We start from the raw sequence: 25,428 nt of genomic DNA, 5'->3' as shown, positions 1-25,428 counted from the left end.
GTGGAAGATGGTCCCATGGATCCTGTCGCCGCCTTGAACGAAATCGCCTTCTGGCTGGAGCGCGAACTCGCTCCCACGTACAAAGTGCAGGCTTTCCGGAGGGCAGCCGCGGTCGCCGGCGGGTTGGATCCCGGCGAACTCGCCGAGCGGGCGCGCACCGGCCGGCTGAAGAGCATGAAAGGGATCGGTTCCAGCACCTTCGTGGTGATCCAGCAAGCGGTCGACGGCGAGGTCCCCGACTATCTGGCGAAGGTGCGGGAGCGCGCCGCCGCGCCCCTGGCCGAGGGAGGCCACGAGCTGCACCAGGCCCTGCGCGGCGATCTGCACAGCCACAGCGACTGGTCCGACGGCGGCTCGCCGCCGGAAGCCATGGCCGATGCCGCCCGCTGGCTCGGCCGCGACTACCTCGCCCTGACCGACCACTCGCCGAACCTCACGGTTGCCAATGGCCTGAGCGCAGAGCGGCTGGCCAGGCAGCTTGAGCTGGTCGAGGAGCTCAACGCCGGAGCGGACGGCTTCCGGGTACTGACCGGGATTGAAGCCGACATCCTGGAGAGCGGCGAACTGGACCAGTCACCGCAGATGCTCGACCGGCTGGATGTGGTGGTCGCCAGCGTGCATTCCAAGCTGAGGTCGGACCGGGGCACCATGACCCGCAGGATGCTCGGCGCCATCGAGAACCCGCGCACCAACGTGCTGGGCCACTGCACGGGGCGGCTGGTCAAGGGATCACGGGGAACGCGCCCGCAGTCGGAGTTCGACGCCGGGCGCGTGTTCGCCGCCTGCGCGGAGAACAACGTTGCGGTCGAAATCAATTCCCGACCCGAGCGGCAGGACCCTCCGGACGAGCTCATCCAGCTGGCCCTCGACGCCGGCTGCCTGTTCAGCATCGACAGCGACGCCCACGCGCCCGGTCAGCTCGACTTCCTCCACTACGGCGCCGAACGGGCGGCCGCAAACGGCGTCCCGGCCGAACGGATCATCACTACCTGGCCGGTGGAGCGCCTGCTCGAGTGGTGCCGCGAGGGCCGGTAGCCCGCCGGCGCCGAGCCTCCCGAGTAACGATCAGAGCGCCCGAAATTCGGCGATCATTCGGTTATGGTCCTGAAGTATGCTGAACAGTTTTTCGAAGGCGGCCGTGGCGGCGCTGGTCATGCTGCTGATGGCCTCCTGCGGGCTGCAGGTGCCTGCGGATCCGGAAGGAACGTTGGACCGCATCACCGGCGGAACCCTCAGAGTGGGTGTCTCGCACAACCCGCCCTGGACGTCAGTGCGGGACGGCGAGGACCCGGCAGGGTCGGAGGCAGACCTGGTGAAGCAATTCGCTGCTGCCCGTGGAGCAACCGTTGAATGGACAACTGCCGGCGAGGAATCCCTGATGGGGCAGCTCGAACGCGGCGAGCTGGACCTCGTCATCGGAGGCCTGACGAAAAAATCGCCGTGGTCGGACAAAGCCGCCCTGACCCAGCCCTACGCCGAGGGCCAGGCCCCCGACGGAGGAAAAGAGAAATACGTCATGGCGTCGAGGATGGGCGAAAACGCCTTCCTGCGGGAACTGGAAAAGTTTCTTCTCGATCGGAAGGGACAGGGATGAATACCAAATTCGGCCGTACCGAGCTGCCCGATCAGCAGGAAAAGGCCCTCCGGCGGGCCATCAGGATCCAGTGGATCACCATCGCCGTCCTGGCAGTGTCGGTCACTCTGGTCTTTCTGGTCATGGGCAATTCACAGGCGATGAAGGCGGCCTGGATCGAAGACATGCTCTCCTTCGCCCCACCCATCGCGTTCCTGCTGGCCATGAAAATCATCAACCGGCCGCCCACCAGGAAATACCCCTACGGATACCACCGGTCAACCGGGATCGCGCATCTTGTGGCGGCGGTGGCGCTCTGCACCATGGGCGCGTTCCTGGTGATTGACTCCGGCATGGGCCTGCTGAAAGGGGAGCATCCGCCCATCGGATCGGTCCAGCTGCTGGGCCACACCATTTGGCTCGGGTGGCTCATGATGGCCGTCATGGCAGCGACCGCCGTACCGCCGGTACTGCTGGGCCGGGCCAAAGAAAAACTCGCCGAGCAACTGCACGACAAAGTCCTCTATGCCGATGCGGACATGAACAAGGCGGACTGGATGACGGCCGCCGGCTCCATCGTCGGGGTCGCGGGCATCGGGGTCGGTCTTTGGTGGGCCGATGCCGCCGCCGCGCTGTTCATTGCCGGGGGAATTCTGCGCGACGGCTACAAAAATATGCGAGGCTCCGTCACCGACCTGATGGACACCCGGGCCACCACCTACGATGACTCGGAGCCCCACCCGCTGATCGAACGCATCGATGATTATCTGCGCCAGTTGGAATGGGTGGAAGAATCCGGCTCCCGTGTCCGCGACCAGGGCCATGTGCTGCACGTTGAAGCCTTCGTCGTCCCCCGCAACGGGCGCGTCCCTTCGGTCGATGTCCTCGAAGAGGCCAGAGACGGTTGCATCGATCTGCATTGGATGATCCACGACCTGGTCCTGGTGCCCGTCTCCGAACTGCCCGAGGAAGCGGGCGGAGCATCCGAGCGCCAGTCCGAAAGGAACCTCTGAACGCTCCCCGCGCGCCACGCAGCAACCGTATATCGTGCAAAGAGGGCTGCCATCGGAGCCCAACAACATCACGACGGCGGTGCACGGCTGCCGCAAGGAGGTACAGATGCGTCTGGGGACAGTACGGCGGAACGGGACCACGCAGGCGTTCCGGCAGGACGGCGACGCCACCGAATACCTGCCGGCCAGGGACGTCGGAGAGCTGCTGCAGCGCGGGAATTGGCGGACGCTCCCCGGCGAGCGGGGTCCTGCGCCCGCGGCGTCGGAACTGGACCTGCCGATCCTGCATCCGGGCAAGATCCTCTGCGCCGGCCTGAACTATTACGCGCATGCCGAAGAAGTGGGCCAGGAGGTCCCCAAATATCCCACGATCTTCACCAAGTACGCGAACGCGCTGGTCGGCCCCACCGACGACGTGGTGCTGCCGGCGGCCAGCACGAAGATCGACTGGGAGGCCGAGCTGACCGTGGTGATCGGCTCCCGCGTCCGGCACGCCGATGAGGCCGCCGCCCGGGACGCGATCGCCGGCTACACGGTGATGAACGACGTCTCGGTCCGCGACTGGCAGGGCCGCACCTCGGAATGGTTCCAGGGCAAAAACTGGGACCGGATGACTCCGGTGGGCCCCGTCGTCGTCACGGCAGACGAGCTGGATCCGGAAGCGGGGCTGGCGGTGGAATGCGAGCTGGGCGGCGTGACCAAGCAGGCGGGCAACACGTCGGACCTGATCTTTTCCTGCGCGCAGCTGGTGTCCTACGTCAGCCAATTCATGACCCTGGAACCCGGCGACCTGCTGGCCACCGGCACCCCGGCCGGCGTGGGACTGGCCCGGAAACCACGGGAATGGATTCCCGCCGGGGCGCATCTGGTGACCCGGATCGAGGGAATCGGCGAGATGCACAACCGCTGCGTAGCCGAAGAACGGCGCTGAAACGTCGAATTTCTCCCTCCGGCGTCCTAGGATCAAGGAGTGGCACAAACACGGCTGTTTGGGCGTGACCGGGAGGTGGCGCAGTGGCGCGACCTCGCCACTGCTGTGGAATCCGGCCGCAGCCTCGAACTGACCGTCAGCGGCCCGTCCGGAATCGGCAAGACGTCCCTGCTGGAGGCGGTGTGCGCCGATGCCTCCGCGCGCGGCTGGAAACTGCTGCGCGCCGCCGGGGCCGCCCGCCGCTCGCTGCCCGGCTCCATGTTCTGGCAGTGGTTCGCGCCGCTGGCGCAGCAGGTGCCGGACCACGGCCCGCCGTTCGACGGGCAGGGCCGGGTGCTCCATACCTTCCTGACCTACGCGGGCGGTCCGCTGCACAAGGACGCCCTGACCTATTCCGCCTCCTGGGTGCTGCGCTCGCTGGCCCAGGAGGGACCGGTGGCCGCCGTGGTGGACGACGCCCAGTGGCTCGACGAACTCTCGCTCCAGTCGCTGTCCGACATGGCGGGCCTGCTGATCGACGTCCCGCTGCTGCTCCTGCGCGGGGTGCGTACCGGCCAGGGTGCGGAGCGCGGCGACGGCATCCTGGCGGACTCCCTGCTGCTGGACGCCGACGACGGCGGTGCCCGGGGCAGTGCCTCCCGCGCCGATGGCCGCGTGCACTGGCCGCTGGAACCGCTGGATCGCCAGGCCGTGGCCGAGTGGACGGCCACCCGGAGGCCCGCCGCGGACCATGCCGTGGCGGCGCGCATCCATGCGGCGGCGGGGGGAACGCCGTTCTACGTCCACGAGCTTCTGGAGGGCGGCGCGGGGGCCGGTCTCGATGGCGCGGGCGTCGACAAGGCCAGGGCGGAAGCCGCGGTGCTCGAAGATCGCCTCGACCGGCTCTCGGCGACCGAGCGCGCGGTGCTGGACGCCGTCGTCGTCCTGGGGGAGGACGCGAGCCACCAGCTGCTGGCGCGCATGACGGGGCTGCCGGTGGCGGAGCTGACCCCGGTGTTGAAACGCCTTGCCGCGGCGCGGTTCCTGAGTGCCCTGCGTCCCCGCCCGCGGATCCAGCACGCCCTGGTGGCCGAAGCGGTGCTCGCCACGCTGGAGCCCGAACGGCAGGCCGAACTGCACGGCCAGGCTGCGGCGGCCCTGATGGCGCAGGGCAGCGAGAGCGCAGTAGTGGCGGGCCATCTCCTGGCGACCGGGCCCGGCACCGACGCCGCATCGGCCGAAATCCTGCTCGATGCCGCCGGCGGGGCCCGCCGCATCGGCGCGGCGGAGCTTGCCGTCCGGCTCGTCGAACGGGCCATGGCGGAGAACGGGCTGGCACCGGATCTGCAGCGGCGGATCGTGATCGAAGCGTCGCTGGCCCATCAGGCGGCCGGCCACCTCAAGGAGGCGGAGGCCCTGGGGCGGCAGGCGCTGGCCATGACGGACGGCACCCCGGCGCGCGTGGAACTGCTGCTGGAATTCGCCGAGGCCCGGTATTCGATCAACCGGATAGAGGAAAGTTCGCGTTACTACAGCCAGGCCCTGAGCGAACTGGACAACAACGGCGACCCGCACACCGAGCTCAGGCGGCGGGTGGTTGCGCTGGCGACAGGGGCAGGGTTCCAGCAACTGCAGTTCTCGGCGGAGTACAGGCAGGAGCTGGCGAGCATCCTGGCGCAGGACCCGGCCCAGGACGGCCCGAGCGACCGGCTGCTGCTGGTGCAGGAGGCGCTGCGGCTGACCGTGACCGGAACGGATGCCAAACGCAGCGGGGAATTGGCCCTGCGGGCGTGCGCCGGCGGAAAACTGCTGGCGGAAGTCGGCGCGGAGTCCAACATCATCAACTACGCGACCGGTGCGCTCAACGGCTCCGAACAGGACGCCGTGGCCCTGGAGCTGCTGGACGCCGCCATAGCCGAGGCGCGGGCCAACTCCTCGCCGATGGCGAACGCCACCCTGACCTACTGCCGCGGGGCCATCCATCTGAACCGGGGGCGGCTGCGGCTGGCCCAGATGGACCTGGAAACGAGCATGCAGGCGGCGGACACCGGCTGGCGGACGTACCTGGAGGTAGCCTGCGTGACGCTGGCCGAGGTCTACCTGGCCCGTGACGATCTTGCCGCCGCCGATGCCCTGCTGAAACGGGTCCCGCTCGCGGAAGAACGCGTGCCGCTGGTGCAGGCGATGGCGCTGCAGCTGCACGGAGTGGTGGCCGCCGGACACGGTGACCACCAGCTGGCGCTCGAGTACTTCGCCACCGCCATGGACCTCGGCACCGGCCTGGGCCCGACGCTGAACCTGTGGACGCGCAGCGCCATCGAATCCGCCGCCCGTGCCGGGCAGACCGAATACGCCTCCGCGGTTGCCGCCGAGCTGCTCCAGGAGGTCCGCTCCTTCGGCGCTCCGCGCCTGACCGGCACCGTGCTGCGGGCCGCCGCGCTGGCCCAGCCCGGGCCGAGCGCCGTCGTCATGCTGCGCGAAGCCATCTCGCTGCTCGAAGCCCATGAAGGCCGCTACCAGCTGGCGCTGGCCCTGGCCGACTTGGCCGAGATCTGCCTGCAGCCGGCGCAGGCGGACGCGTTGGCGATGTTCAGGACGGAAGCGCTGGCGGCGGCGCGCAAGGCGCTGGTCCTGGGGAACCGGATAGGGGCGGCCGCGGTGGCACGGCGCATGACCCGCCTGCTGGCGCAGCAGGATCTGCACCTGCCGCTGATCGCGGAGAACAAGGCGGACCGGCTGACCCCGGCCGAGTACCGGGTCTGCTCCTTGGCGGCCAAGGGACTGACGAACCGGAAAATTGCGGCAGAACTGTTCATCACCATCAAGGCGGTGGAGTGGCACCTGTCCCGGTCGTTCGCCAAGCTCGGGATTGCGTCCCGCAAGGAACTGGCGGCCGTGCTGGACCGGCAGGACTGAACCCCGCCAGGGTTAGCGCAGCGGCACACCCTAGGTTTTCCTAACTAGGGTGGATTAATCTGGCAAACCGAAGCCGCCGGGACCATGATTGAAGGTGTCAGCAACCGGAACGGGAGACCACACCGGAGGCGGCGGCACCTGGGATCCGAGTTGGGGGGACATGCCTTAGGGCAGTGGATCCCATGCCGCACACGAAATGGCTCGAAGTGAGTTGGCTAATGGGGAGGCCTGACTTTGGGCCATTTCGTATGCCCGCGACCATGACAGACTGGATCCGTGGCCCATCTCGACGTCTCCAACATCGCCTATTTCCTCTCCGACGGCCGCCAGCTGCTCAACGGCGTCGGCTTCAAGGTCGGCGACGGCGCCAAAACCGCGCTGATCGGACCCAACGGCACCGGCAAGACCACCCTGCTGCGGATCATCGCCGGCGACATCGCCCCGGACGAAGGCGCCGTGGCACGCTCCGGCACCATGGGCATCATGCGGCAGTTCGTCGGGCAGGTCCGGGACGGGACCACGGTCCGCGACCTCTTGGTCGGCGCCGCCCCGCCAGCCCTCGCCGCCGCGGCACGGGCCGTGGACGAAGCCGAGCTGGCCATGATGGAGCACGACGACGAGCCCACCCAGATGCGTTACGCCCAGGCGCTCGCGGACTGGGGCGACGCCGGCGGCTACGAGCAGGAGACCGTTTGGGACGAGGTCACCACGGCCGCCCTGGGCGTGCCCTTCGACCGCGCGCAGCACCGCACCGCATCGACCCTGTCCGGCGGCGAGCAAAAGCGCCTGGTGCTGGAAGCGCTCTTCGCCGGCCCGGACGAACTGCTGCTGCTGGACGAACCGGACAACTATCTGGACGTGCCCGGCAAGCGCTGGCTGGAAGAGAAGCTGCGGGAATCCCGGAAGTCGGTGCTGTTCGTCAGCCACGACCGTGAACTGCTGGCCAATGCGGCCACCCGGATCGTCACGCTCGAACCCGGCGCCCTCGGGGCCACCGCCTGGGTCCACGGCGGTGGCTTCGAGAGCTACCTGCAGGCCCGGGACGACCGCAACGCCCGCTTCGAAGAACTGCGCAAGCGGTGGGACGAGGAGCACGCCAAGCTCAAAGAGCTGGTGAACATGTACAAGAACAAGGCCGCGTTCCGCTCCGACATGGCCAATCGGTACCACGCCGCGCAGACCCGGCTGGAGAAGTTCCTGGAGGCCGGTCCGCCGGAGGCCGTGCCGATCGAACAGAACGTGCAGATGCGGCTCAAGGGCGGGCGGACGGCCAAGCGGGCAGTGGTGGCCACCAAGCTGGAGCTGACCGGCCTGATGAAGCCCTTCAGCACCGAGATCTGGTTCGGCGACCGGGTGGGGGTGCTGGGCTCCAACGGTTCCGGCAAGTCCCACTTCCTGCGCCTGCTCGCCGACGGCGGGAGCGACCCGGAGAAAGAGCACCTGCCCGTTTCGGAGGTCCGGATAGCCCACGTGCCGCACGACGGCACCGTCAAGCTCGGGGCGAGGATCCGTCCCGGCTTCTTTGCGCAGACCCACATCCGCCCCGACCTGCTCGGCCGTTCCCTGGTGGACATCCTGCACCGCGGCGACGACCACCGCTCCGGTTTGGGACGCGAAGCCGCGGCCGCCGTCCTGGACCGCTACGGCCTGGCCCGGCAGGCGGAACAGCTGTACGACTCGCTCTCCGGCGGACAACAGGCGCGGCTGCAGATCCTGTTGCTGGAACTCTCCGGTGCCACCCTGCTGCTGCTCGACGAGCCGACGGACAACCTGGACCTGCATTCCGCGGAGGCGCTGGAGAAGGCCATCGACGCTTTCGAGGGGACGGTGCTGGCCGTCACCCACGACCGCTGGTTCGCGCGCAGCTTCGACCGGTTCCTGGTGTTCGGCTCCGACGGCCGGGTCTACGAGAGCGATACCCCGGTGTGGGACGAGGACCGTGTTGTCCGGGAGCGCTGAGCCGCCCGGCGTCGAGGGGAACGTCGAGGGAGGCGAGGCCGCGAAGCACCGGCCCGGCGAACCGCCGCGCCCGGTCCGGGCCGCCACCTACGCGACCTTCGCCATCTTCGGGCTCAACGGGCTGGTCTTCGCCAGCTGGGCCGCCCGCATCCCGGCCGCCGCGGCCACGCTGGACATTGGCGCCGGCAGCATCGGCGCGCTGTTGCTGGCCCTCGGCCTCGGCTCGGTCATCTCGCTGCCCCTGGCCGGCCCCCTTGCCGCCAGGATCGGCACGGCCAACAGCGTCCGGGCCGGCGGGCTGATCGCAGCGGTCAGCGCGGCCGGCCTCGCTGCCGCGTTGGCGGCCGGCTCCTTTCCCGCCGCCGCCGCGGCGCTGTTCTGCTACGGCGTGGGCGTGGCCTGGTGGGACGTGGCGCAGAACATCGAAGGCGCCGACGTGGAGCGGAAACTGCTGCGCACCATCATGCCGAAGTTCCACGCCGCCTTCAGCCTAGGCGCGTTCGCGGGCGCCATGGTCGGCGCCTGGCTTTCCGTGCTCGGGGTTTCGCTGGCCACCCATCTGGCGGTGCTGGCGGTAGTGGTCGCGGTCGCCACCTGGGTGGTGCCGCGGGCCTTCCTGCCGCACCGTCCCCAGCATGATGACGACGGCGGTGCCCGCCCCGGCCGCTTCGCCGCCTGGCGGGAGCGGCGGACGGTGCTGATCGGCGTCGTCGTCCTCGGGGCCGCCCTGACCGAGGGCGCCGCCAACGACTGGATCGCCCAGGCGACCGTCGTCGGGCTCGGCGCCACCGAAGCGACGGGCGCCGTCATGTTCGGGGTCTTCGTGGCCACCATGACGGTGCTGCGCCTGGCCGGCGGACGGTTCATTGACCGCTGGGGACGCGTGGCCGTGCTGCGGGTCAGCCTGGGCACGGCCCTGGCCGGCCTGCTGCTCTTCGTGCTGGCGCCGAACCTGCCGCTGGCCTTCGCCGGGGCCGTGCTCTGGGGCGCCGGAGCAGCGCTGGGCTTTCCGATGGGCATGTCCGCGGCCGCGGACGACCCGGCCCGGGCCGCGGGGCGGGTATCGGTGGTCTCGACCCTGGGCTATGTGGCATTCCTGGCCGGACCGCCTTTCCTCGGCTTCCTGGGCGAACAGGTGGGCCTCCGCAACGCCCTGCTGGCCGTGGCAGCCGTGATGGTCGCCTCGCTGCTGACCGCCCCCGCCGCCCGGGAACAGCGCAGGCGCCGGACGTAGGCGCTTCCGCCCACGGCCTCTCCGGCCCCCGCGTCCGGATCTTTTACTGGAAATTATTCGAGCCCGGTCCCATCCTTGAAGAACCCCAAACGAGGGGCCTTCAATCGCAGGAGGCAATGGCCATGAGCAATCAACCGGAAGATTCGGGGATCAAGGCAAAGCACCGGGCCATGTGGGCCCTCGGCGACTATCCCGCCGTCGCCACCGAGGTGATCCCGGCGCTGGGCACCGCTCTCGTCGAGGCCAGCGGCATTCAGAAGGGCGACAGTGTTTTGGACATTGCCGCCGGTTCCGGCAACGCGGCCATCCCCGCGGCGCAGGCCGGGGCACAGGTCACCGCGGCGGACCTCACTCCCGAGCTGTTTGAGAAAGGGCGCCGGCTGGCCGAAGAGGCGGGGGTTTCCGTGGACTGGCTGGAGGCCGACGCCGAGCACCTTCCGTTCGAGGATGGATCCTTCGACGCCGCGATCTCCTGCGTGGGGATCATGTTCGCCCCCAACCACCAGGCGAGTGCCGACGAACTCCTCCGCGTGCTGCGGCCCGGCGGCACGATCGCCCTCGCCAACTGGACGCCGGAAGGCTTCATCGGCCAGATGTTTGCGACCATGAGGCCATACGCACCGCCGCCGCCTCCGGGGGCGCAACCCCCGTCGCTCTGGGGCAACCAGCAACACGTGCTGGATCTGCTCGGGGACCGGGTTACCGACGCTGTGGCCGGGCGCGAAAAGCTGACGGTCGACCGGTTCGCCACCGCCGCGGAGTTCCGCGACTTCTTCAAGGCCACATACGGCCCCACAATCAACACCTACCGCTACATCGCGGACCAACCCGACCGAGCCCAAGCCCTCGATGAGGAACTAGAAGAACTGGCCCGCCGGTACGATCTCGGCGGCGGCAGGATGGACTGGGAGTATCTGTTGTTCACGGCCCGCAAGAGGTGACCGTGCTGGAAAGGGCCGGGAAGCAGGATCGGCGCCACCGGGCCGTTTCCATTGCGGGATGCTGTTCGGGAACCGGTTCCGGTTACTAGACTGTGCCCATGGCTGCTGCATTGGTTCGTCCCCGGAACGGCAAAGTGATCGCCGGTGTCTGCGCGGCCCTGGCCGCCCGTTTCGGCGTGCCGAAAGTGCTGGTGCGTCTCGCGTTCATTATTTTCGGACTGGTCGGTATCGGGGAACTGGTGTACATCGCGCTGTGGATCATGATCCCCAAGGCTTCGGTGTGAGCTTCGGGCCGCTGCCCGCGGGCACGCCCGAGGCCGGAAATTCCTGGCGCCTGCTGTTCGGGCCCTCCGTGTGCACACACACTCATGCGCGCAAAACGCTCCACTGATGACGGGCATCTCGGACCCATCCAAGGGACTCGATGATGTCTTTGGCCTGAAGAGCCCGAACGGGAAGCGGTGACCCTGCCGGTCAGACGCAGCATCCAGCCCACCGGTGACAGAGATCGCCGGCTTGACGGCAGGTTGGGGCTATTCGACGAGCTTGCCGGCTACCGAGTCGTCGGCGTCAACCTCGGCCAGGGACCGGAATGAGTCCGGGGCAGGGGGCAGGGCCTCGAAGCTGACTCCCTCGGTCGGGGACCAAACGAAGTTGCCTTGCAGTGACGGGTCCATCTCGGGGAAGTCGGCACGGTTGTGGCAGCCCCGCGTCTCACGCCGCTCAAGGGCGCACTCGAGCGTGGCCCGGGCCGCAAGGAGCGAGCCCAGCAGGTCGTAGGCGTGCGCCAGGTCGTCGAACCCGGCGATGTCCGGGTGCGCGGTGACGTGCCGCGCGCGTTCTTCGAGGGCGGCAAGCCTGTGCAGGCCGTCCTGCAGCCCCTGCCCGGTGCGCACGACGCCGGCGTGCTCGGTCATCAGGTTGCGCACTTCGCGCTGCAGCCGCCGGGCTGACTCGGTCCCGCGCTCACTGAGCAGGGCCTGCATCTCGGCGCGGGCGGACTCGACGGCGGAGGGGTCCCGGCGGACAGTGGTGCGGGAGGCGGCGTACTCTGCGGCGTGCTCGCCGGTGATGCGTCCGTAGACGAGCAGCTCGATCAACGAGTTTCCGCCCAGGCGGTTCGCCCCGTGCAGGCCCGAGGACGCCTCGCCGATGGCGTACAGCCCGTCCACGCCGGTGCCGTGATCCTCCGGAGCCACCCAAACCCCGCCCATGGAGTAGTGCGCGGTCGGGGCGATCTCCATTTTCGTGGTCGTGATGTCCACCATCTGCAGGTCGATCAAGGTGCGGTAGACCCGCGGCAGCTTCTGCAGGATAACCTCCCGGGGCAGATGGGACACGTCCAGATAGACCCCGCCCTTCTCGGTTCCCCGGCCCGAGGCGATCTCGGTATATCCGGCCAGGGCCACCCGGTCGCGGGTGGACAGCTCCATGCGCTCGGGATCGTAGCGCTCCATGTAGCGCTCGCCGAGCGCGTTGGTGAGGATGCCGCCTTCGCCGCGTGCTGCCTCCGAAACGAGGGTGCCGGCAGCGTCGTCGGGCTCCAGCAGTCCGGAGGGGTGGAACTGGACCAGCTCGGCGTCCCGGATCCTGGCTCCGGCCAGGGCCGCCAGGCGGAAGGAGTCGCCGGTGTTTTCGTCCCGCCGGGAGGAGGTGTGGCGCCAGATGCGGGTGTGTCCGCCGGCGGCCAGGATCACCGCGTCGGCGTGGATCTGTACGGGCGTGCCGTCCACGACGTCGAACCCGTAGGCGCCGAAGACGGTACCGTCGGCCACCAGCAGGCGGGTGATGTAGATGCTGTCAATGATCTGCACGTTCAGTTCGGCCGCGCGGCGCATCAGGGTGCGCTGGATCTCTAGGCCGGTGTAGTCGCCGGCGTAGGCAGTTCGGCGGTACTTATGGGCGCCGAAGAAGCGCTGGGAAATCCGGCCGTCTTCCTCCCGCGCGAAGGGCATCCCCCACCTCTCCAGGTCTTCGATGCCGCCGGCGGCATTGCGCGCCACGGTCTCCACGATGGCCGGATCGGCCAGGAAATACGACTCGCGCAAGGTGTCGGCGGCGTGCTGCTGCCAGCTGTCCTTTGGATCCATGGTGGCCAACGCGGCGTTGATGCCGCCGGCCGCCAGCGTGGTGTGGGCGTCGTGCTTGCGCCGCTTGCCCACCGCCAGCACCTGGACCCCCCTCTGCGCCAGTTCGATCGAGGCGCGCAATCCGGCACCACCGGTACCGATGACGAGTACAGAGGTGGACATCAGTCGTTCAGGTGCGTGCTTTGTGCTCATATCTCCCATGCTAGGAAGGCCGGTAGCATGAGTCCAATGCATTGTCTGGATAAAACTGATGCGAAAAGGCTATGATGAAACTCGAGCAATTGTCCTCCTTTGAGGCCGTGGCCCGGAACGGCCACTTCACCCGTGCCGCCGAGGAGCTCTTCCTCGCCCAACCGTCCCTGAGCCGACAGATCGCCGCGCTGGAGGCCGACGTCGGCACCAAACTCTTCCGCCGCGGACCGGCCGGGGTGACGCTGACCGACGCAGGCGAAGTGCTGTTACCCATCGCGCGGCGGATGCTGGGTGACGCGCGGTTCGCCCGCGAGCAGATGGACGAACTGGCCGGGCTTCGGCGCGGCCACGTCCGGCTCGGCGCCCCGCCTACCCTCTGCGTATCACTGGTTGCCGACGTGCTGGCGGCCTTCCGGGCCGCGCATCCAGGAGTGGACCTGCACATCACCGAGGGCGGCTCGCGCTCCCTGGTGGACGCTCTGAACGAGAACGCACTGGACCTTGCCCTGATGGTCACCCGCGGGTCCGAACCATCCGTACCCGGTACCGAGCTGATCCCCCTGCTTTCCGAGGAACTGGTGGTGATCTCAGCCGCAGGCTCCCCGATGCCAGGACACGGGCAGGAGCAACGGGGCGAAAGCCCGACCCGGGCCGAGCTCACCCTGGCGGAGCTGGCGGAGATCCCCCAAGTCGCGTTCAACCGCAGCTACGACCTGCGCGTGGCCACCGACGCGGCATTCTCCGCTGCAGGACTTACCCCGACGATCGCCGTCGAGGGCGCCGAGATGGACGCAGTGCTCCGATTCGTGGAACGGGGGCTGGGGGTGGCCGTGGTTCCGGCCATGGTGGTCATCGACCGCCCTACGCTGGACAGCACCCGCCTGGTGAGCCCCCAGCTGACCCGAACTGTCAACTTGGCCCGGCGTACCGACGTCCCACCCTCGGCCGCGGCAGCGGCTATGCAACAGTTCGTCTTTGAAACCGTGGACCGACTCGCCGCCCCAGGCACCGACCTCTCGCGACTCGTGACCGTGACATCGCGCGAGACCGGGAAGCGCCGCTAGGGCGTCGTGGCCGGTACGGTTGCCGATCGCCCCGTCCCTCTCACCGCTCGCTCCGGCCGGAAAGACGCAGCCCCGCAGATGAAAATCCGAAGATTCCAATCCCTAGGCTGCATCACTTCGAATACCCGTTGTAAGACGGGCGACGCTACCCCGATATGCCGTAGAGAGCCCGAGAATATTTCAGGAGCCATCATGCGTAAATCAGCCGTATTAGCAGGGGCCGCGGCGGCCGCCTTGGTGCTGCTGGGGGCCGGAGGGGCTTCCGCCGCCTCTGGCCCCGAGCCCGATTGGGGAGGCTACAACAATCATCACCGGGAGGCGGGGCGGACTTTCGTTGCTCACCTGAAGCCCTTGAACGCGGGCGAACACACCGTGGCCGAGAAGACCTACACCATTCCCTCCACCAGGGGAACTGCGGTGGTGAGGGTCAGGGGCGACGATGTGAGCGTGACGATCAAGGTCCGGGGAGTCACCGCTGAGACGCTGCACCCGCAGCACATCCACGCAGGCGAGAAGTGCCCGAACGCTTCGGACGACAAGAACGGCGATGGCTTCGTAGATGTCATCGAGGGCCTGCCGAAGTACGGGCCCATCCTTGTCTCCCTGGACAGCGAGCTCAGCAGCTTCGCGCCGTCGCTGGACTTCCCCGTCGCCGATGCGAAGGGCCGGTACCGGTACCACGAGCACGCCTCCAAGTCGCACCTGCAGGCAGAGTTGAAGGAGGCACTGAAGCTGGGCACCCGTCACGTGGTGATCCACGGCATCAACCCGGACGCGCGGGTGAATCCGCTCCCGGCGTCTGTGGCCTCCCTGCCGGGGCTGCCGGCGTGGGCGACACTTCCGGTCGCGTGCGGCGAGTTGGACCGGACAAACCACTGATGCGGCCTGCCGTGGTCATCGAAAGGGATGACCGCGGCTGAGAGGTCACTGACGGGGCGGGCCCGCCTCTAAACTGCTCCCCTGAAGTTGGACTGGGATAATCAGTTCCAATTCCAGGGGAGCAGTTCACCTCCCGTGTCGGCCCGCTCTCTGTGGCGCCCAACTTGCCGCCGATTGTGCCACACCGGCGGCCTCAGGTCCGTGTTGCCATCGGGTCTGCTGACGCTCGGCTACCTGGCAGATCCCGCCCGCACTGCGGTGCTTGTTCCTTTAAACCCCTTCGCGGCGGGCATCGGCCCAGTTCTCGGCGGCTGCCAGATGCCGCCGCGCCGCGGCCACCACCGCATCAGGCTGGGGATAGCGCCAGGTCCGCTCAAGCTCAGCGAGTGTTTCTACGGCAGCGCGCCGGGCAAGAGCCAATACCATCGAATCGCCGGTGGCAATTCTGATATCCGGTGTTTCGCTCATGCCATGTATTCGAGACCGGCAGCCGCACGGATTGGGCGTGTGTGCATCGGAGGCGGAGGGGCAGGGCAGCAGTTCAATGGCCGGTAGCTCACCGGCGCGTAGCGTCATCCAAAGGACGACCCTGGTGGGCGTCATCGTGGTGGACGCCCACGGACCCTACCCGCCGGGTTCTCCGATCAACGCTCGGACCTTCGGCTTCAGTGAGGACGGATCGAAACCTGATCGATACACATCAATTTCGTCGACGTCGAACCCCCTCTCCCAGAGCGAGGTCAGCACTTCGGCGCAAATGTTCGCGGCGAGCGATTCGGAACCGGGCTGGGACCAGATCACTTGGGCGGTCTTGGTAGCCATACTGATTCCTTTCCTAACTTTGCCGGCTCCCTAGAGCTAAGCTCATCTCGGCCAGCACGCGTTGAAACAGAACCATGAATCCACAGCTGCCTACCATGGCTTTCACCCCGCGCTCGACGAGGCGATGCCCGGCTTCGAAAAGCTGACGGCTTGACTGTGGTCTTTCCGGTCTGGTGGTACTCGGTTCCCGGCCGGCGCTGAAAAGTTACAATGACGGGGTCTGGAACCACGGAATTTTCTATGGAGGCGGACGCCGAATCGGAATTCCAGCAGTTCGTTGGATTGGCCTGGCTGGTGCCATTAAAAAAGGTATCGTAAGCGCGGTTAAGACAGAATGATGGGCCCACTACTTCGTGGTAGCGATTGGGCTTTCTGGCCGTGTCCGACCGGCTCACGGAGCCTTACGCCGTAAGATGCTAAGGGTGCTGTTAAACAGGCAGCAGGGAAGCAGGAGACGTTGGCGCCTCATTTAAATAGATCCGGAATGCTGCTCGACGGGCGCTACCTGCTCAAGGAATTGGCAGGTACCGGAGCGAACGCCAAGGTTTACCGGGCTCGAGATGAGGTTTTGGGGCGGGAGGTAGCCGTCAAGGTTATTCAGCGGCCCACGATGAACGAGGAAGAATTCCACCGCGACAACGCGGAGATCAAACTTCTGGCCCGGCTAAACCACCCGAATCTGGTGACCCTGCTGGACGCAGGCATCGACAAGATCGAAGCCGGACATCCGCAAATCTATTTGGTGATGGAACTGATTGAAGGCGCCGACCTGAGGGTGCGGTTGGCCGAAGAAGGTGCCCTCCCGCCCCGCCACGTTGCCCAAATCGGCCGCGAATTGGCCGAGGGACTGGCCTACATCCACAACACCTCGGTGGTCCACCGCGACGTAAAACCGGGCAACATCATGCTTTTTAATTACGACGACGACGGCTCGCGCCTGCGCGCCAAGCTCGCCGATTTCGGAGTCGCCATGGTGGTTTCCGATGATGCCCATGTTCCGGGGGTCTACGGGACAGCCGCCTACCTCAGCCCGGAGCAAGCGAGGGGCGAACCGATAGGCCCGGCCAGCGACATTTATTCGCTGGGCCTGGTTCTGCTGGAATGCCTTACCGGCCAGGCTGCCTTTCCCGGCCCGCCGCTGGAGTCGGCTGTTGCCCGTTTGCTGCGTGATCCGGACGTCCCCGCCGGATTCGGGCCGGAGTGGGCGGGGTTGCTGACCGCCATGATGGCACGTGAACCAGAGGAACGGCCCACAGGGCGGGAGGTGGCACTGGCATTGGCTGATTTGGGGCTCGCACTCCGGGGCCGGCACAGGGTGGACGCATCCATAATCCCCGTGGACGAAGCTCAACGTATGGAAGCGGTTCGCCGCTACGAGATCCTGAACACCCCGCCGGACGGAGCGTACGACCGCATCACCGCACTGGCCTCCCGCCTTCTCGCCGCCCCGATTGCCATTGTCAGCGTGGTGGACCATGATCGCATCTGGTTCAAGTCTCACCACGGCCTGGACGTCGAGCAGATCGACCGGGAACCCGGACTTTGCGCCTCGGCCATCCTGCAGCACGGGCCTTGGGTTATCAATAATGCGCCCGCGGATCCCCGGGCGTTTGCCAACCCGCTGGTGGCCAGCGACTTCGGGTTGAAGTTTTATGCCGGCGTCCCGCTGAGAACCCGGGACGGATTCAACCTGGGCACCCTTTGCGTACTGGACTTCGAACCGCGCGACTTTAGCGACGAAGATACTCAGACGTTGGAGGACTTGGCCGCCCTGGTAATGGACGACTTGGAGTTGCGCTTGGAAAGCCGCCGGTACCAGTCGCCCCCTGCCCCTGTGGCTGTCTGAGCAATTTTTGGCGAGGCCCGTGTCAACGAGGGCCCGGCAGCAGGCCGGCACCTCTTCCAGTACGCAGCAGCGTTCCGGGAACGGTCAGGGGCCGCTCAGGGCTTCCCCCGGTAACGCCCGCCTGCCCGCGGCACGTAGCGTCATCCGTAAGGACGATCCGGCCGGACGCGAAGATCATCCCGCAGTGCGGTGTGCGGCCGGCCGGCACTCCGTAACGTATTCATTGGCCCCGGGAATCCGGGCGCTCTTCCAATCCACGAAGGACGGTTCAGATGATCGAGGCACAGGACCTGGTCAAGGTCTACGGAAACAAACCGGCGGTGCAGGGCGTCTCCTTCACCGTGCAGCCGGGCCGGGTGACCGGTTTTCTGGGGCCGAACGGCGCCGGCAAGTCCACGACCATGCGCATGATCATGGGACTGGACCGTCCCACCTCGGGTGACGTCCTGGTCAACGGCAAGCACTACGCCAAGCACCGGGCCCCGCTGCGCGAAGTCGGCGCCCTGCTGGACGCCAAGGCGGTGCACACCTCCCGGACTGCGTACAACCACCTCCGGGCCATGGCCGCGACCCACAGCATCCCCACCAAGCGGGTGCGCGACGTGATCGAGCTGACCGGCCTCGGGGCCGTGGCCAAGAAGCGCGTCGGCGGCTTCTCGCTGGGCATGGGGCAGCGGCTGGGCATCGCGGCCGCCCTGCTCGGCGATCCGCAGACCATCATTCTGGACGAACCGGTGAACGGGCTGGACCCGGAAGGCGTTCTCTGGGTGCGCAACCTGGTCAAGGCACTCGCCGCGGAGGGCCGGACGGTGTTCCTCTCCTCGCACCTGATGAGCGAAATGTCGCTGACCGCAGACCACCTGATCGTCATCGGCCGCGGCCGGATCATCGCCGACGCACCCATCCAAGACATCCTCAACAACCGGGCCCAGAGGGTGCGCGTACGCACCGACCGGCCCGACGTCCTCACCCGCGCGCTGGCCGGGGAAGGGGTCACCGTCGAAGCCCGCGAACCGCAACTGCTGGAGGTCAGCGGTGTCCCCGCGCGGGCCATCGCCGAGACGGCCCTCGCCCAGCAGGTGCTCGTCTACGAGCTGACCCCGCTGCAGGCGTCCTTGGAGGAGGCCTACATGGACCTGACCAAGGACGAAGTCGAATACCACTCCGGCCCGGTGGCCGATGTACACGAAAATGCCGGCAGCGCAGGGTCGGGACGGCACATTGCCGTCGCCGCCGGCGTCGGCCAGGAAGGAAAGTGACCATGAGCGCTGCAACCCTGACCCCGCAGGCCGGCCGTGTCACCGGCCCCGGCGTGAGCTTCCCCCGGACCTTGAAGAGCGAGTGGATCAAGTTCGCCACGCTGCGTTCCACCTGGGTGCTGCTGGCCACCACCGTTGTGGTGATGGTCGGCATCGGACTGCTCGGCGGCTGGGGAGTCGCCACCGGCATGGAGCAGATGGAGGCCGCCGGTCAGGATCCAGCGGCAGCCGGTATGGATGTGTCCATCCTCTACCTCATGACCAGCGGCGGGATCGACTTCGGCCAGCTGATCATCGGGTCGCTGGGCGTGCTGCTGATCGCCTCCGAATACTCCACCGGCATGATCCGCTCGACCATGACGGCCGTGCCGTCCCGGCTGTCGCCGCTGTTCGCCAAGGCGCTGGTCGTCGCTGTCGTCGCGGCCGTCGTCGGAATTGCTTCCAGCTTTGCCACCTATTTCCTGCTGCAGCCGATCCTGGCCAATTACGGCAAAGAATTCGGGCTCGACGTGGAGAATCTGGTCCAGTCCATGCTGCTGTCCGGCCTTTACCTGGCGGTGGTGGCCCTCATGGCGCTGGCGCTCGGATCCTTGCTGCGCAACAGTGCCGGCGGCATCGTCACGCTGGTCGTGCTGCTGCTGGTGCTACCCATCGTCGCCCAGATCATCCCCTTCGACTGGGTGCAGGACGGCGTGATGCCCTACCTGCCCTCCAATGCGGGACGCCAAATGCTCATGCTCGAAACGGCCGAGGGCGACTTGACCCAGTGGCAGGGCTGGCTGGTCATGGCCGCCTGGGCGGCAGTACTGCTGGCCGGGGCGGCGGTAACGACCAAGACGCGGGACGTATAAGCGCGGCGGGCTCGACGCGTGACTCATCAAGCCTCGGTGAAGGAGGCGGCGAAACGAACGGCCGCCGTCTCCTTCACCGAAATATCGTCCAGGCGCCGGGGACCGATCCGGCGCTACTTCCATACCCACCCGGTGGTGATGGACTGGGTGCTGGTCGGCATCCACGTGCTGTTCGGCCTGCCGAATGCCCTGATCACTGCGGTCAACGGCGAATGGCCGCCGTTGCTTTTGCTGCTGGCCGGCGGCGTCGCACTGGTCTGGCGGCGCCGGGCGCCGCTGCTGGTGCTGGCTGCCATCGCCCTGGTGGACTTTTTGATCGTGGTGCTGACCAGTACCGGCAGTGGCTCCTTTGCCATGTGGTTCGCCGTCTACACGGTCGCCACCACCCGGCCGGCGGTCCAGGCCATCATCGCAGCGGTCCTCGCCGCCGTGCCCATGCTGGTGGGAATGGGCGTCAGGATGCCGCCGGAGATCGTCAAGCAGATTGCCCTCGGGCAGGTCCCGAGCTACGTCGGACTGGTCACCGGCCTTGTGCTGGTCCTGGCCAATGTCATCGCTGCGGGCATCGGGGTCACGGTGCGCCGGGACCGGCTCCACGACGCCGAACTCCAGCGTTGGGCCACTGACAACGCCCGGCTGGCGTCGGCGACCGAACGCACCCGGATCGCCCGGGAGATGCACGACGTGGTGGCACACTCGCTCTCGGTGATGATCGCGCTCTCGGACGGCGCCGCCGTCGTCGCGCGCAAGGATCCGGAACGCGCCGGCGAGGTCTTGGACCAGCTCTCCGCGACCGGCCGGTCGGCGCTGGCCGACATGCGCAGGGTGCTGGGGGTGTTGCGCAGCGAGAACGGAACGGACGCGGCCCCGCTGGTGCCGGTCCCGACAGGGGACCAGCTGACCGGGCTGCTGGACGGCTTCCGGGCCGCGGGCTTGCCGCTGCGCACGGTCATGGCAGGACCGGCGCTGCCGGAGGACCAGAATTTCCGGCTCACCGTGTTCCGCATCGTGCAGGAGTCATTGACCAACGTGCTGCGCTACGCCAAGGACGCAACCCGGGTGGACGTTGCCCTCGTCCGGGACGGCGACGCCATCCACATCACGGTGGCCGACGACGGCCGGCAGGACGGGCCGGCCGATTCACTCGGCGCGGGGCAGGGCCTGCACGGCATGCGCGAGCGGGCCGCCATCTACGGCGGCCGCGTTGCCGCAGGTCCGCGGTCCGGCGGTGGTTGGATGGTGGAGGCAACCCTGTATTGGCCCGGAGAGGAAAACACGAGTGTCTGACAGCGCGGATGGGAGCCCGGCCGGGCCGGTGAAAGTGCTGCTGGTGGACGACCAGCCACTGCTGCGGATGGGCTTCAAGCTCATCCTGGAGGGCGAAGACGACGTCGTGGTGGTGGGGGAGGCGTCCGACGGCGCCGAGGCGCTGGAGCTGGCGCGGTCGCTCTCCCCGGACGTGGTGCTGATGGACGTCCGGATGCCGGTCATGGACGGCATCGAGGCCACCCGGCAGATCGTGGCCGCCGGGCTGTGCGCGCGGGTGATCATCCTGACGACCTTCGACCTGGACGAGTATGCCTTTGCCGGGCTACAGGCCGGGGCGAGCGCCTTCCTGCTCAAGGACGTGGCACCGGCGGAACTGGTCCAAACGGTGCGCCTTGTCTCCACCGGGGACGCCGTGGTGGCGCCGCGGGTGACGGCGCGCCTGCTGGAGACCTATGTGCGCGGCCTGGCCCCGGGCGGCAGCCCGGCCGTGCCGCCGCAGCGCGACCCGTTGCTGGATGACCTGACGCCGCGCGAACTGGAAGTGCTGCGGACCATTGCGGAGGGGCTTTCCAATGCGGAGATCGCCCACCGGTTCTTCCTCTCGGAGGCGACCGTCAAAACGCACGTGCGGCGGATCCTCGCCAAGCTGCACCTGCGCGACCGGGTGCAGGCCGTGGTGTACGCGTACGAGACCGGACTGGTGGTGCCCAGCCTGGGGCTGGACTACTGAGAGCGCCGCCCCCCGGGCGGCGGCTCGGCCGCCGTGCCTTGAGACGGACAACGCTTCCGGCCACACGGGCCTGTGGAGGACAGGTCCGTGCGGCGGATTCACGAGCGCGGACCGCCGTCCGGTACCATTGGTAAGTCTGTGCTGTCAGCGCCGGCTGGTATTTCCTGTGACAATAGCCAAAACACACGGAAGTCGCCGCGCGGTGGCAGGCAGGCAACGCAACAGAACCTCCTGTTACGGAAAGACCGTGACCGCTTAGCCCGAAGGAGGTGGGTTCACAATGCGTGCTTATGAACTGATGGTAATCATCGACCCCGAGGTCGAAGAGCGTACCGTAGAGTCCTCGCTCGACAAGTTCCTCAACGTTGTCCGCAACGATGGTGGAACCATCGACAAGGTGGACATCTGGGGACGCCGCCGGCTCGCCTATGACATCAAGAAGAAGTCCGAAGGCATCTACGCGGTGGTTAACTTCACCGCCACTCCCGCCACTGCTGCTGAGCTTGACCGCCAGCTTGGTCTGAACGAGACCATCCTGCGCACCAAGATCATCCGCCCGGAGGAGCAGAAGATCTCCGCTGAGTAATCAGCTGTGATCGCCGCACCCTTTCCGGGAGCGGCATTGACGAAGACATTCCCGCGCGCCGCCGGCAAGCGGGACTAGGACATCAGGAGGCAACATGGCAGGCGAAACCGTTATCACGCTCGTCGGTAATCTCACCAACGATCCCGAGCTGCGGTTCACCCCGTCCGGGTCCGCGGTAGCGAACTTCACCGTTGCATCCACGCCGCGGACCTTCGACCGCCAGTCCAACGAATGGAAGGACGGGGAAACCCTGTTCCTCCGGGCGTCGGTTTGGCGCGAAGCTGCCGAGAACGTCGCTGAAACCCTGACCAAGGGCATGCGCGTGATCGTTCAGGGCCGGCTGAAGTCCCGTTCGTATGAAACCAAAGAGGGCGAAAAGCGTACCGTCATGGAGCTTGAGGTCGACGAAATCGGCCCCTCGCTGCGCTACGCCTCTGCCAAGGTCACCCGTACCCAGCGCTCCGGCGGTGGCCAGGGCGGCTTCGGCGGTGGCCAGAGCGGCTTTGGCGGCGGCGGCTTCGGCGGAGGCCAGAACCAGGGCGGTTGGGGCGGACAGCAGTCCGGCCAGCAGCCCGCCCCCCAGGACGATCCCTGGGGCGCACCGGCCGGCGGCTCGTCCGGCGGCTGGGGCAACGGTCCGGACTCCAACGAACCTCCCTTCTAAAACAAACCCCATCCCGTGGAAAAGATCCACGGGCTCCACAAGATAAAGGAGCTCCACGATGGCTAAGGCTGAAATTCGTAAGCCCAAACCAAAGTCCAATCCCTTGAAGGCCGCTGACGTCACCGTCATCGACTACAAGGACGTAGCTTTGCTGCGCAAGTTCATCTCTGACCGCGGAAAGATCCGCGCCCGCCGCGTGACTGGCGTCACCGTGCAGGAGCAGCGCAAGATCGCACTGGCAATCAAGAATGCCCGCGAAGTTGCCCTGCTGCCCTACTCCGGCGCTGGCCGCGGCTAAGCGAAGCGAAGAGGAGAGAGTACTGACATGGCAAAGCTCATTCTGACCCACGAAGTGACCGGTCTCGGCACTGCTGGCGATGTCGTCGAGGTAAAGAACGGTTACGCCCGTAACTACCTTCTGCCCCGCGGCTTCGCCCTGACCTGGACCAAGGGCGGCGAGAAGCAGGTGGAGTCCATCAAGGCTGCACGTGCCGCTCGCGAGATCGCATCCCTGGAAGACGCGCAGCAGCTCGCTGCCCAGCTGTCCGCCAAGCCGGTCACCCTGACCGTCAAGGCCGGCGAGTCGGGCCGCCTGTTCGGCACGGTCAAGCAGGCCGACGTGGCTTCCGCTGTCGAGGCCGCCGGCCTCGGCGCCATCGACAAGCGCAAGGTCGAACTGACCGAGCACATCAAGTCGGTGGGCGACTACCAGGCGACCGTGCGTCTGCACGAAGAGGTCTCCGCCGTCATCGACCTCAAGGTCGTTGCTGGCTAACAGCCTCGCTGTTGCTGCAGGCCGGGTCCGTTCAGGACCCGGCCTGCAGCGGTTAACGCCCGGTACGCTGTAGGACGTGAGCACACTTCGTTCAGCCAGGTGGACGTCTTCGCTACCGGACCGTGCACGGGGGCAATCCGCTGGCGGTCGTGTCGGACGCCGGTGACTTGGGCGACGAGCAGATGCGGCGCTTCGCCAACTGGACCAATCTCTCCGAGACCACCTTCCTCCTGCCGCCCGGGAACGCTGAAGCCGACTACCGGGTCAGGATTTTCACGCCCAGCGGCGAGCTGCCCTTCGCCGGCCATCCCACGCTGGGTACGGCCTACGTCTGGCTGGCAGCGGGCGGGCAGCCGAAGGCCGGGGGAGTGATCGTGCAGGAATGCGGAGCCGGCCTGGTCAAGGTCAAGCACGACGGCGGACGGCTGGCTTTCGCTGCGCCGCCCCGGCGGAGGAGCGGGCCGCTTCCCGAGGAGAACGTCGCGAAGATCTGTGCCGCGTTGGGGATTGAGCGCGACGACGTGCTGCGCCACCAGTGGGCGGACAACGGCCCCGAGTGGCAGGGCCTGCAGTTGCGGGACGCCCGGGCCGTCCTCGACGTCGTGCCCGACTATGCCGCCCTGTCACCGATTGGCGTCGGTTTGATCGGCGCCCATCCTGGCGGCTCCGCCGTCGACTTCGAGGTCCGCGGGCTGATGGGCTTCGAGGACCTTCCGGCGGAGGACCCGGCGACCGGCAGCCTGAACGCCGCGCTGGCCCAGTGGCTGATTGCCGAGGGCGCGGCACCCGCCGCGTACTCCGTTCGCCAGGGAACGGCGCTCGGCCGGGACGCGCGGGTCTACATCGACTCCGACGGCGGCGATGTCTGGGTCGGCGGGACGGTAGAGACCGTGATCAGCGGGACGGTGGAGCTCTGACCCGGCGGCCCTAACGCTGGCTTTCGCAGAAATCCGTGGTCGGTGGTGGGGCGGGGTCACCTTCGCGGCCGCTGGCATATTTGCAGGACGGGGCCGTTAGCGCTCCTCATCCGGCTCGATCAGATCCACGAATTCCCGCGCTTCCATCTCGCTGGCTTCCGAGTGTTCCAAAAGCAGCCGAACGGCGCCGTCGCGGTCCCCGCCAAGCGCCGCGCTGCGGATTCGCCCGAAGACGTCGTCGTTCAGGCGGGTGCTGGCCACTTCCCTGATGGTGTCGCCCTTGGACACAATGGCCCGGTACCGGTATCCGGCCGGCTGGGGGCGCGCCGCAGGAGTGGGCTCTGCCGGCGACACAACCTCTTCCGGGGGGTTTGCGGGCGTCGGACCCTGGGGCGCCTCATCCTCTTGTGGGCGTGCGGGTTCTGCCTGCCGCGGTGCCCCATCCTCCGGCTGTGCCGGGGGCGCCTTCCGGGGCTCCTCGTCCTCTGGGCGGGCCGGGTGCCCCTCCCGGGCCTCCTCATCCTCCGGTTGGAGCGTAGGGGCAGCCTCGTGGCGGGGTGCCGTGTACGGCTGCGGGTGCGCGGACATTTGAGCGACGGCCGAGGTAGCCTCCCTGAGCCCCGCACCGGTGGCGGTCCGGTATTCGCGAATTGCAGCAAAAGCCTGCCCCTGCGCAATCAGAGCGTAAACCGCGGTATGTTGCTGCTGGTTCAAGCGTCCGCTGGCTGCGACAGCGGCTTCCCGGGTCGCGGCCGGTGCCGGCCTCGCCGACGATCCGCTCCCCGGGCGGGGCCCGCTGGCCTCGTTGCGTGAGACCAACCGCATAATCACCAGGCCGATCACGACCACCAGTACGGCGATGAGCAACGGCACCACAAATTCCATACTTGAATCGTACGTCCCGCACGATGGTCCGCGCGCCAACAGTCTTTGAACGC

Annotated in this window: 25 protein-coding genes; 21 read left to right on the top strand and 4 right to left on the bottom strand. The window is 67.5% G+C overall.

All coding sequences use genetic code 11. The features are described 5' to 3' along the window. Positions 1 to 15: 15 nt before the first annotated feature. The 9 genes from AC5RV3_RS15935 (at position 16) to AC5RV3_RS15895 (ending at position 10,830) form a co-directional block, all read left to right on the top strand. A complete protein-coding gene (locus AC5RV3_RS15935) occupies positions 16 to 1,035 on the top strand; it encodes a PHP domain-containing protein (RefSeq protein ID WP_494122952.1) in 1,020 nt (339 codons plus the stop codon). Positions 1,036 to 1,111: 76 nt separating this feature from the next. After that, on the top strand, positions 1,112 to 1,594 hold the full coding sequence (locus tag AC5RV3_RS15930; RefSeq protein WP_494122951.1) for a transporter substrate-binding domain-containing protein: 483 nt from the start codon (positions 1,112 to 1,114) through the stop codon (positions 1,592 to 1,594). Next, positions 1,591 to 2,586, top strand: coding sequence for a cation diffusion facilitator family transporter (locus AC5RV3_RS15925; protein ID WP_494122950.1), 996 nt, complete (start codon positions 1,591 to 1,593; stop codon positions 2,584 to 2,586). Before AC5RV3_RS15930 ends, AC5RV3_RS15925 begins: the two co-directional genes overlap by 4 nt. A 106-nt stretch (positions 2,587 to 2,692) precedes the next feature. Further along, positions 2,693 to 3,517, top strand: coding sequence for a fumarylacetoacetate hydrolase family protein (locus AC5RV3_RS15920; protein WP_494122949.1), 825 nt, complete (start codon positions 2,693 to 2,695; stop codon positions 3,515 to 3,517). A gap of 39 nt (positions 3,518 to 3,556) precedes the next feature. Next, on the top strand, positions 3,557 to 6,412 hold the full coding sequence (locus AC5RV3_RS15915) for a helix-turn-helix transcriptional regulator (RefSeq protein WP_494122948.1): 2,856 nt from the start codon (positions 3,557 to 3,559) through the stop codon (positions 6,410 to 6,412). 276 nt (positions 6,413 to 6,688) lie between these two features. Further along, positions 6,689 to 8,371 (top strand): ABC-F family ATP-binding cassette domain-containing protein, encoded by a 1,683-nt coding sequence (locus AC5RV3_RS15910; protein ID WP_494122947.1) that lies wholly within the window; start codon positions 6,689 to 6,691, stop codon positions 8,369 to 8,371. A gap of 103 nt (positions 8,372 to 8,474) precedes the next feature. Then, positions 8,475 to 9,605 carry an MFS transporter gene (locus AC5RV3_RS15905; RefSeq protein ID WP_494123023.1) on the top strand — a complete coding sequence of 377 codons (1,131 nt, stop codon included), beginning with the start codon at positions 8,475 to 8,477 and terminating at the stop codon, positions 9,603 to 9,605. A gap of 122 nt (positions 9,606 to 9,727) precedes the next feature. Continuing rightward, on the top strand, positions 9,728 to 10,546 hold the full coding sequence (locus AC5RV3_RS15900) for a class I SAM-dependent methyltransferase (protein ID WP_494122946.1): 819 nt from the start codon (positions 9,728 to 9,730) through the stop codon (positions 10,544 to 10,546). Positions 10,547 to 10,644: 98 nt separating this feature from the next. Then, entirely contained in the window at positions 10,645 to 10,830 is a 186-nt protein-coding gene (locus tag AC5RV3_RS15895) for a PspC domain-containing protein (protein ID WP_494122945.1), read from the top strand. A 249-nt stretch (positions 10,831 to 11,079) separates the two neighbouring features. On the opposite strand, the gene AC5RV3_RS15890 is transcribed toward AC5RV3_RS15895, so the two are convergent. Further along, positions 11,080 to 12,828 (bottom strand): L-aspartate oxidase, encoded by a 1,749-nt coding sequence (locus tag AC5RV3_RS15890; RefSeq protein ID WP_494122944.1) that lies wholly within the window; start codon positions 12,826 to 12,828, stop codon positions 11,080 to 11,082. A gap of 74 nt (positions 12,829 to 12,902) precedes the next feature. Here AC5RV3_RS15890 and AC5RV3_RS15885 point away from each other — a divergent pair, with 74 nt between their 5' ends. Together AC5RV3_RS15885 and AC5RV3_RS15880 are read left to right on the top strand one after the other, a co-directional pair. Continuing rightward, positions 12,903 to 13,892, top strand: a complete 990-nt coding sequence (locus AC5RV3_RS15885; RefSeq protein ID WP_494122943.1) for a LysR family transcriptional regulator — start codon at positions 12,903 to 12,905, stop codon at positions 13,890 to 13,892. Between the two features lie 192 nt (positions 13,893 to 14,084). Then, positions 14,085 to 14,771: a hypothetical protein gene (locus tag AC5RV3_RS15880; RefSeq protein ID WP_494122942.1), complete on the top strand. Its 687-nt coding sequence runs from the start codon at positions 14,085 to 14,087 to the stop codon at positions 14,769 to 14,771. 270 nt (positions 14,772 to 15,041) lie between these two features. On the opposite strand, the gene AC5RV3_RS15875 is transcribed toward AC5RV3_RS15880, so the two are convergent. Both AC5RV3_RS15875 and AC5RV3_RS15870 read right to left on the bottom strand, forming a co-directional pair. After that, positions 15,042 to 15,239, bottom strand: coding sequence for a hypothetical protein (locus AC5RV3_RS15875; protein WP_494107071.1), 198 nt, complete (start codon positions 15,237 to 15,239; stop codon positions 15,042 to 15,044). 156 nt (positions 15,240 to 15,395) lie between these two features. Beyond that, entirely contained in the window at positions 15,396 to 15,593 is a 198-nt protein-coding gene (locus AC5RV3_RS15870) for a hypothetical protein (RefSeq protein WP_494122941.1), read from the bottom strand. Between the two features lie 484 nt (positions 15,594 to 16,077). Between AC5RV3_RS15870 and AC5RV3_RS15865 the strand changes: the two genes are divergently transcribed. From AC5RV3_RS15865 to AC5RV3_RS15820, 10 genes are all read left to right on the top strand, one after another. Beyond that, on the top strand, positions 16,078 to 17,439 hold the full coding sequence (locus AC5RV3_RS15865) for a protein kinase domain-containing protein (RefSeq protein WP_494122940.1): 1,362 nt from the start codon (positions 16,078 to 16,080) through the stop codon (positions 17,437 to 17,439). A gap of 272 nt (positions 17,440 to 17,711) precedes the next feature. Further along, complete coding sequence (locus AC5RV3_RS15860; protein ID WP_494122939.1) at positions 17,712 to 18,698, top strand: ABC transporter ATP-binding protein; 987 nt, start codon at positions 17,712 to 17,714, stop codon at positions 18,696 to 18,698. Between the two features lie 2 nt (positions 18,699 to 18,700). Continuing rightward, entirely contained in the window at positions 18,701 to 19,549 is an 849-nt protein-coding gene (locus AC5RV3_RS15855) for an ABC transporter permease (protein ID WP_494122938.1), read from the top strand. An 18-nt stretch (positions 19,550 to 19,567) separates the two neighbouring features. Next, positions 19,568 to 20,836, top strand: coding sequence for a sensor histidine kinase (locus AC5RV3_RS15850; protein WP_494122937.1), 1,269 nt, complete (start codon positions 19,568 to 19,570; stop codon positions 20,834 to 20,836). Then, positions 20,829 to 21,548 carry a response regulator gene (locus tag AC5RV3_RS15845; protein ID WP_494122936.1) on the top strand — a complete coding sequence of 240 codons (720 nt, stop codon included), beginning with the start codon at positions 20,829 to 20,831 and terminating at the stop codon, positions 21,546 to 21,548. The genes AC5RV3_RS15850 and AC5RV3_RS15845 overlap by 8 nt, the downstream gene beginning before the upstream one ends. Positions 21,549 to 21,828: 280 nt before the next feature. Further along, positions 21,829 to 22,134: a 30S ribosomal protein S6 gene (gene rpsF / locus AC5RV3_RS15840; RefSeq protein ID WP_136787676.1), complete on the top strand. Its 306-nt coding sequence runs from the start codon at positions 21,829 to 21,831 to the stop codon at positions 22,132 to 22,134. A gap of 94 nt (positions 22,135 to 22,228) precedes the next feature. Next, entirely contained in the window at positions 22,229 to 22,798 is a 570-nt protein-coding gene (locus tag AC5RV3_RS15835; protein ID WP_494122935.1) for a single-stranded DNA-binding protein, read from the top strand. A gap of 58 nt (positions 22,799 to 22,856) precedes the next feature. Further along, a complete protein-coding gene (gene rpsR / locus AC5RV3_RS15830; protein ID WP_136787674.1) occupies positions 22,857 to 23,096 on the top strand; it encodes a 30S ribosomal protein S18 in 240 nt (79 codons plus the stop codon). 27 nt (positions 23,097 to 23,123) lie between these two features. Further along, complete coding sequence (rplI, locus tag AC5RV3_RS15825; RefSeq protein ID WP_493988326.1) at positions 23,124 to 23,573, top strand: 50S ribosomal protein L9; 450 nt, start codon at positions 23,124 to 23,126, stop codon at positions 23,571 to 23,573. A gap of 149 nt (positions 23,574 to 23,722) precedes the next feature. Then, the gene (locus tag AC5RV3_RS15820; RefSeq protein WP_494122934.1) at positions 23,723 to 24,490 is read left to right on the top strand and encodes a PhzF family phenazine biosynthesis protein; all 768 of its coding nucleotides are present in this window, start codon (positions 23,723 to 23,725) and stop codon (positions 24,488 to 24,490) included. A 96-nt stretch (positions 24,491 to 24,586) separates the two neighbouring features. Here the strand turns inward: AC5RV3_RS15820 and AC5RV3_RS15815 are convergent, their stop codons facing one another. Next, positions 24,587 to 25,375 (bottom strand): hypothetical protein, encoded by a 789-nt coding sequence (locus tag AC5RV3_RS15815; protein ID WP_494122933.1) that lies wholly within the window; start codon positions 25,373 to 25,375, stop codon positions 24,587 to 24,589. Positions 25,376 to 25,428: the final 53 nt, after the last annotated feature.

It is taken from the genome of Arthrobacter sp. Y3221114, assembly GCF_059092625.1.
Note: the sequence above shows the minus strand (reverse complement) of the source record. Positions and strands in the feature narration are given on the sequence as shown.

Coding starts and splice junctions, on each gene's coding strand:
- AC5RV3_RS15935 (WP_494122952.1), top strand. CDS start 16: ATGGATCCTGTCGCCGCCTTGAACGAAATCGCCTTCTGGCTGGAGCGC.
- AC5RV3_RS15930 (WP_494122951.1), top strand. CDS start 1,112: ATGCTGAACAGTTTTTCGAAGGCGGCCGTGGCGGCGCTGGTCATGCTG.
- AC5RV3_RS15925 (WP_494122950.1), top strand. CDS start 1,591: ATGAATACCAAATTCGGCCGTACCGAGCTGCCCGATCAGCAGGAAAAG.
- AC5RV3_RS15920 (WP_494122949.1), top strand. CDS start 2,693: ATGCGTCTGGGGACAGTACGGCGGAACGGGACCACGCAGGCGTTCCGG.
- AC5RV3_RS15900 (WP_494122946.1), top strand. CDS start 9,728: ATGAGCAATCAACCGGAAGATTCGGGGATCAAGGCAAAGCACCGGGCC.
- AC5RV3_RS15895 (WP_494122945.1), top strand. CDS start 10,645: ATGGCTGCTGCATTGGTTCGTCCCCGGAACGGCAAAGTGATCGCCGGT.
- AC5RV3_RS15890 (WP_494122944.1), bottom strand. CDS start 12,828: ATGAGCACAAAGCACGCACCTGAACGACTGATGTCCACCTCTGTACTC.
- AC5RV3_RS15885 (WP_494122943.1), top strand. CDS start 12,903: ATGAAACTCGAGCAATTGTCCTCCTTTGAGGCCGTGGCCCGGAACGGC.
- AC5RV3_RS15880 (WP_494122942.1), top strand. CDS start 14,085: ATGCGTAAATCAGCCGTATTAGCAGGGGCCGCGGCGGCCGCCTTGGTG.
- AC5RV3_RS15875 (WP_494107071.1), bottom strand. CDS start 15,239: ATGAGCGAAACACCGGATATCAGAATTGCCACCGGCGATTCGATGGTA.
- AC5RV3_RS15870 (WP_494122941.1), bottom strand. CDS start 15,593: ATGGCTACCAAGACCGCCCAAGTGATCTGGTCCCAGCCCGGTTCCGAA.
- AC5RV3_RS15865 (WP_494122940.1), top strand. CDS start 16,078: ATGCTGCTCGACGGGCGCTACCTGCTCAAGGAATTGGCAGGTACCGGA.
- AC5RV3_RS15860 (WP_494122939.1), top strand. CDS start 17,712: ATGATCGAGGCACAGGACCTGGTCAAGGTCTACGGAAACAAACCGGCG.
- AC5RV3_RS15855 (WP_494122938.1), top strand. CDS start 18,701: ATGAGCGCTGCAACCCTGACCCCGCAGGCCGGCCGTGTCACCGGCCCC.
- rpsF (WP_136787676.1), top strand. CDS start 21,829: ATGCGTGCTTATGAACTGATGGTAATCATCGACCCCGAGGTCGAAGAG.
- AC5RV3_RS15835 (WP_494122935.1), top strand. CDS start 22,229: ATGGCAGGCGAAACCGTTATCACGCTCGTCGGTAATCTCACCAACGAT.
- rpsR (WP_136787674.1), top strand. CDS start 22,857: ATGGCTAAGGCTGAAATTCGTAAGCCCAAACCAAAGTCCAATCCCTTG.
- rplI (WP_493988326.1), top strand. CDS start 23,124: ATGGCAAAGCTCATTCTGACCCACGAAGTGACCGGTCTCGGCACTGCT.
- AC5RV3_RS15815 (WP_494122933.1), bottom strand. CDS start 25,375: ATGGAATTTGTGGTGCCGTTGCTCATCGCCGTACTGGTGGTCGTGATC.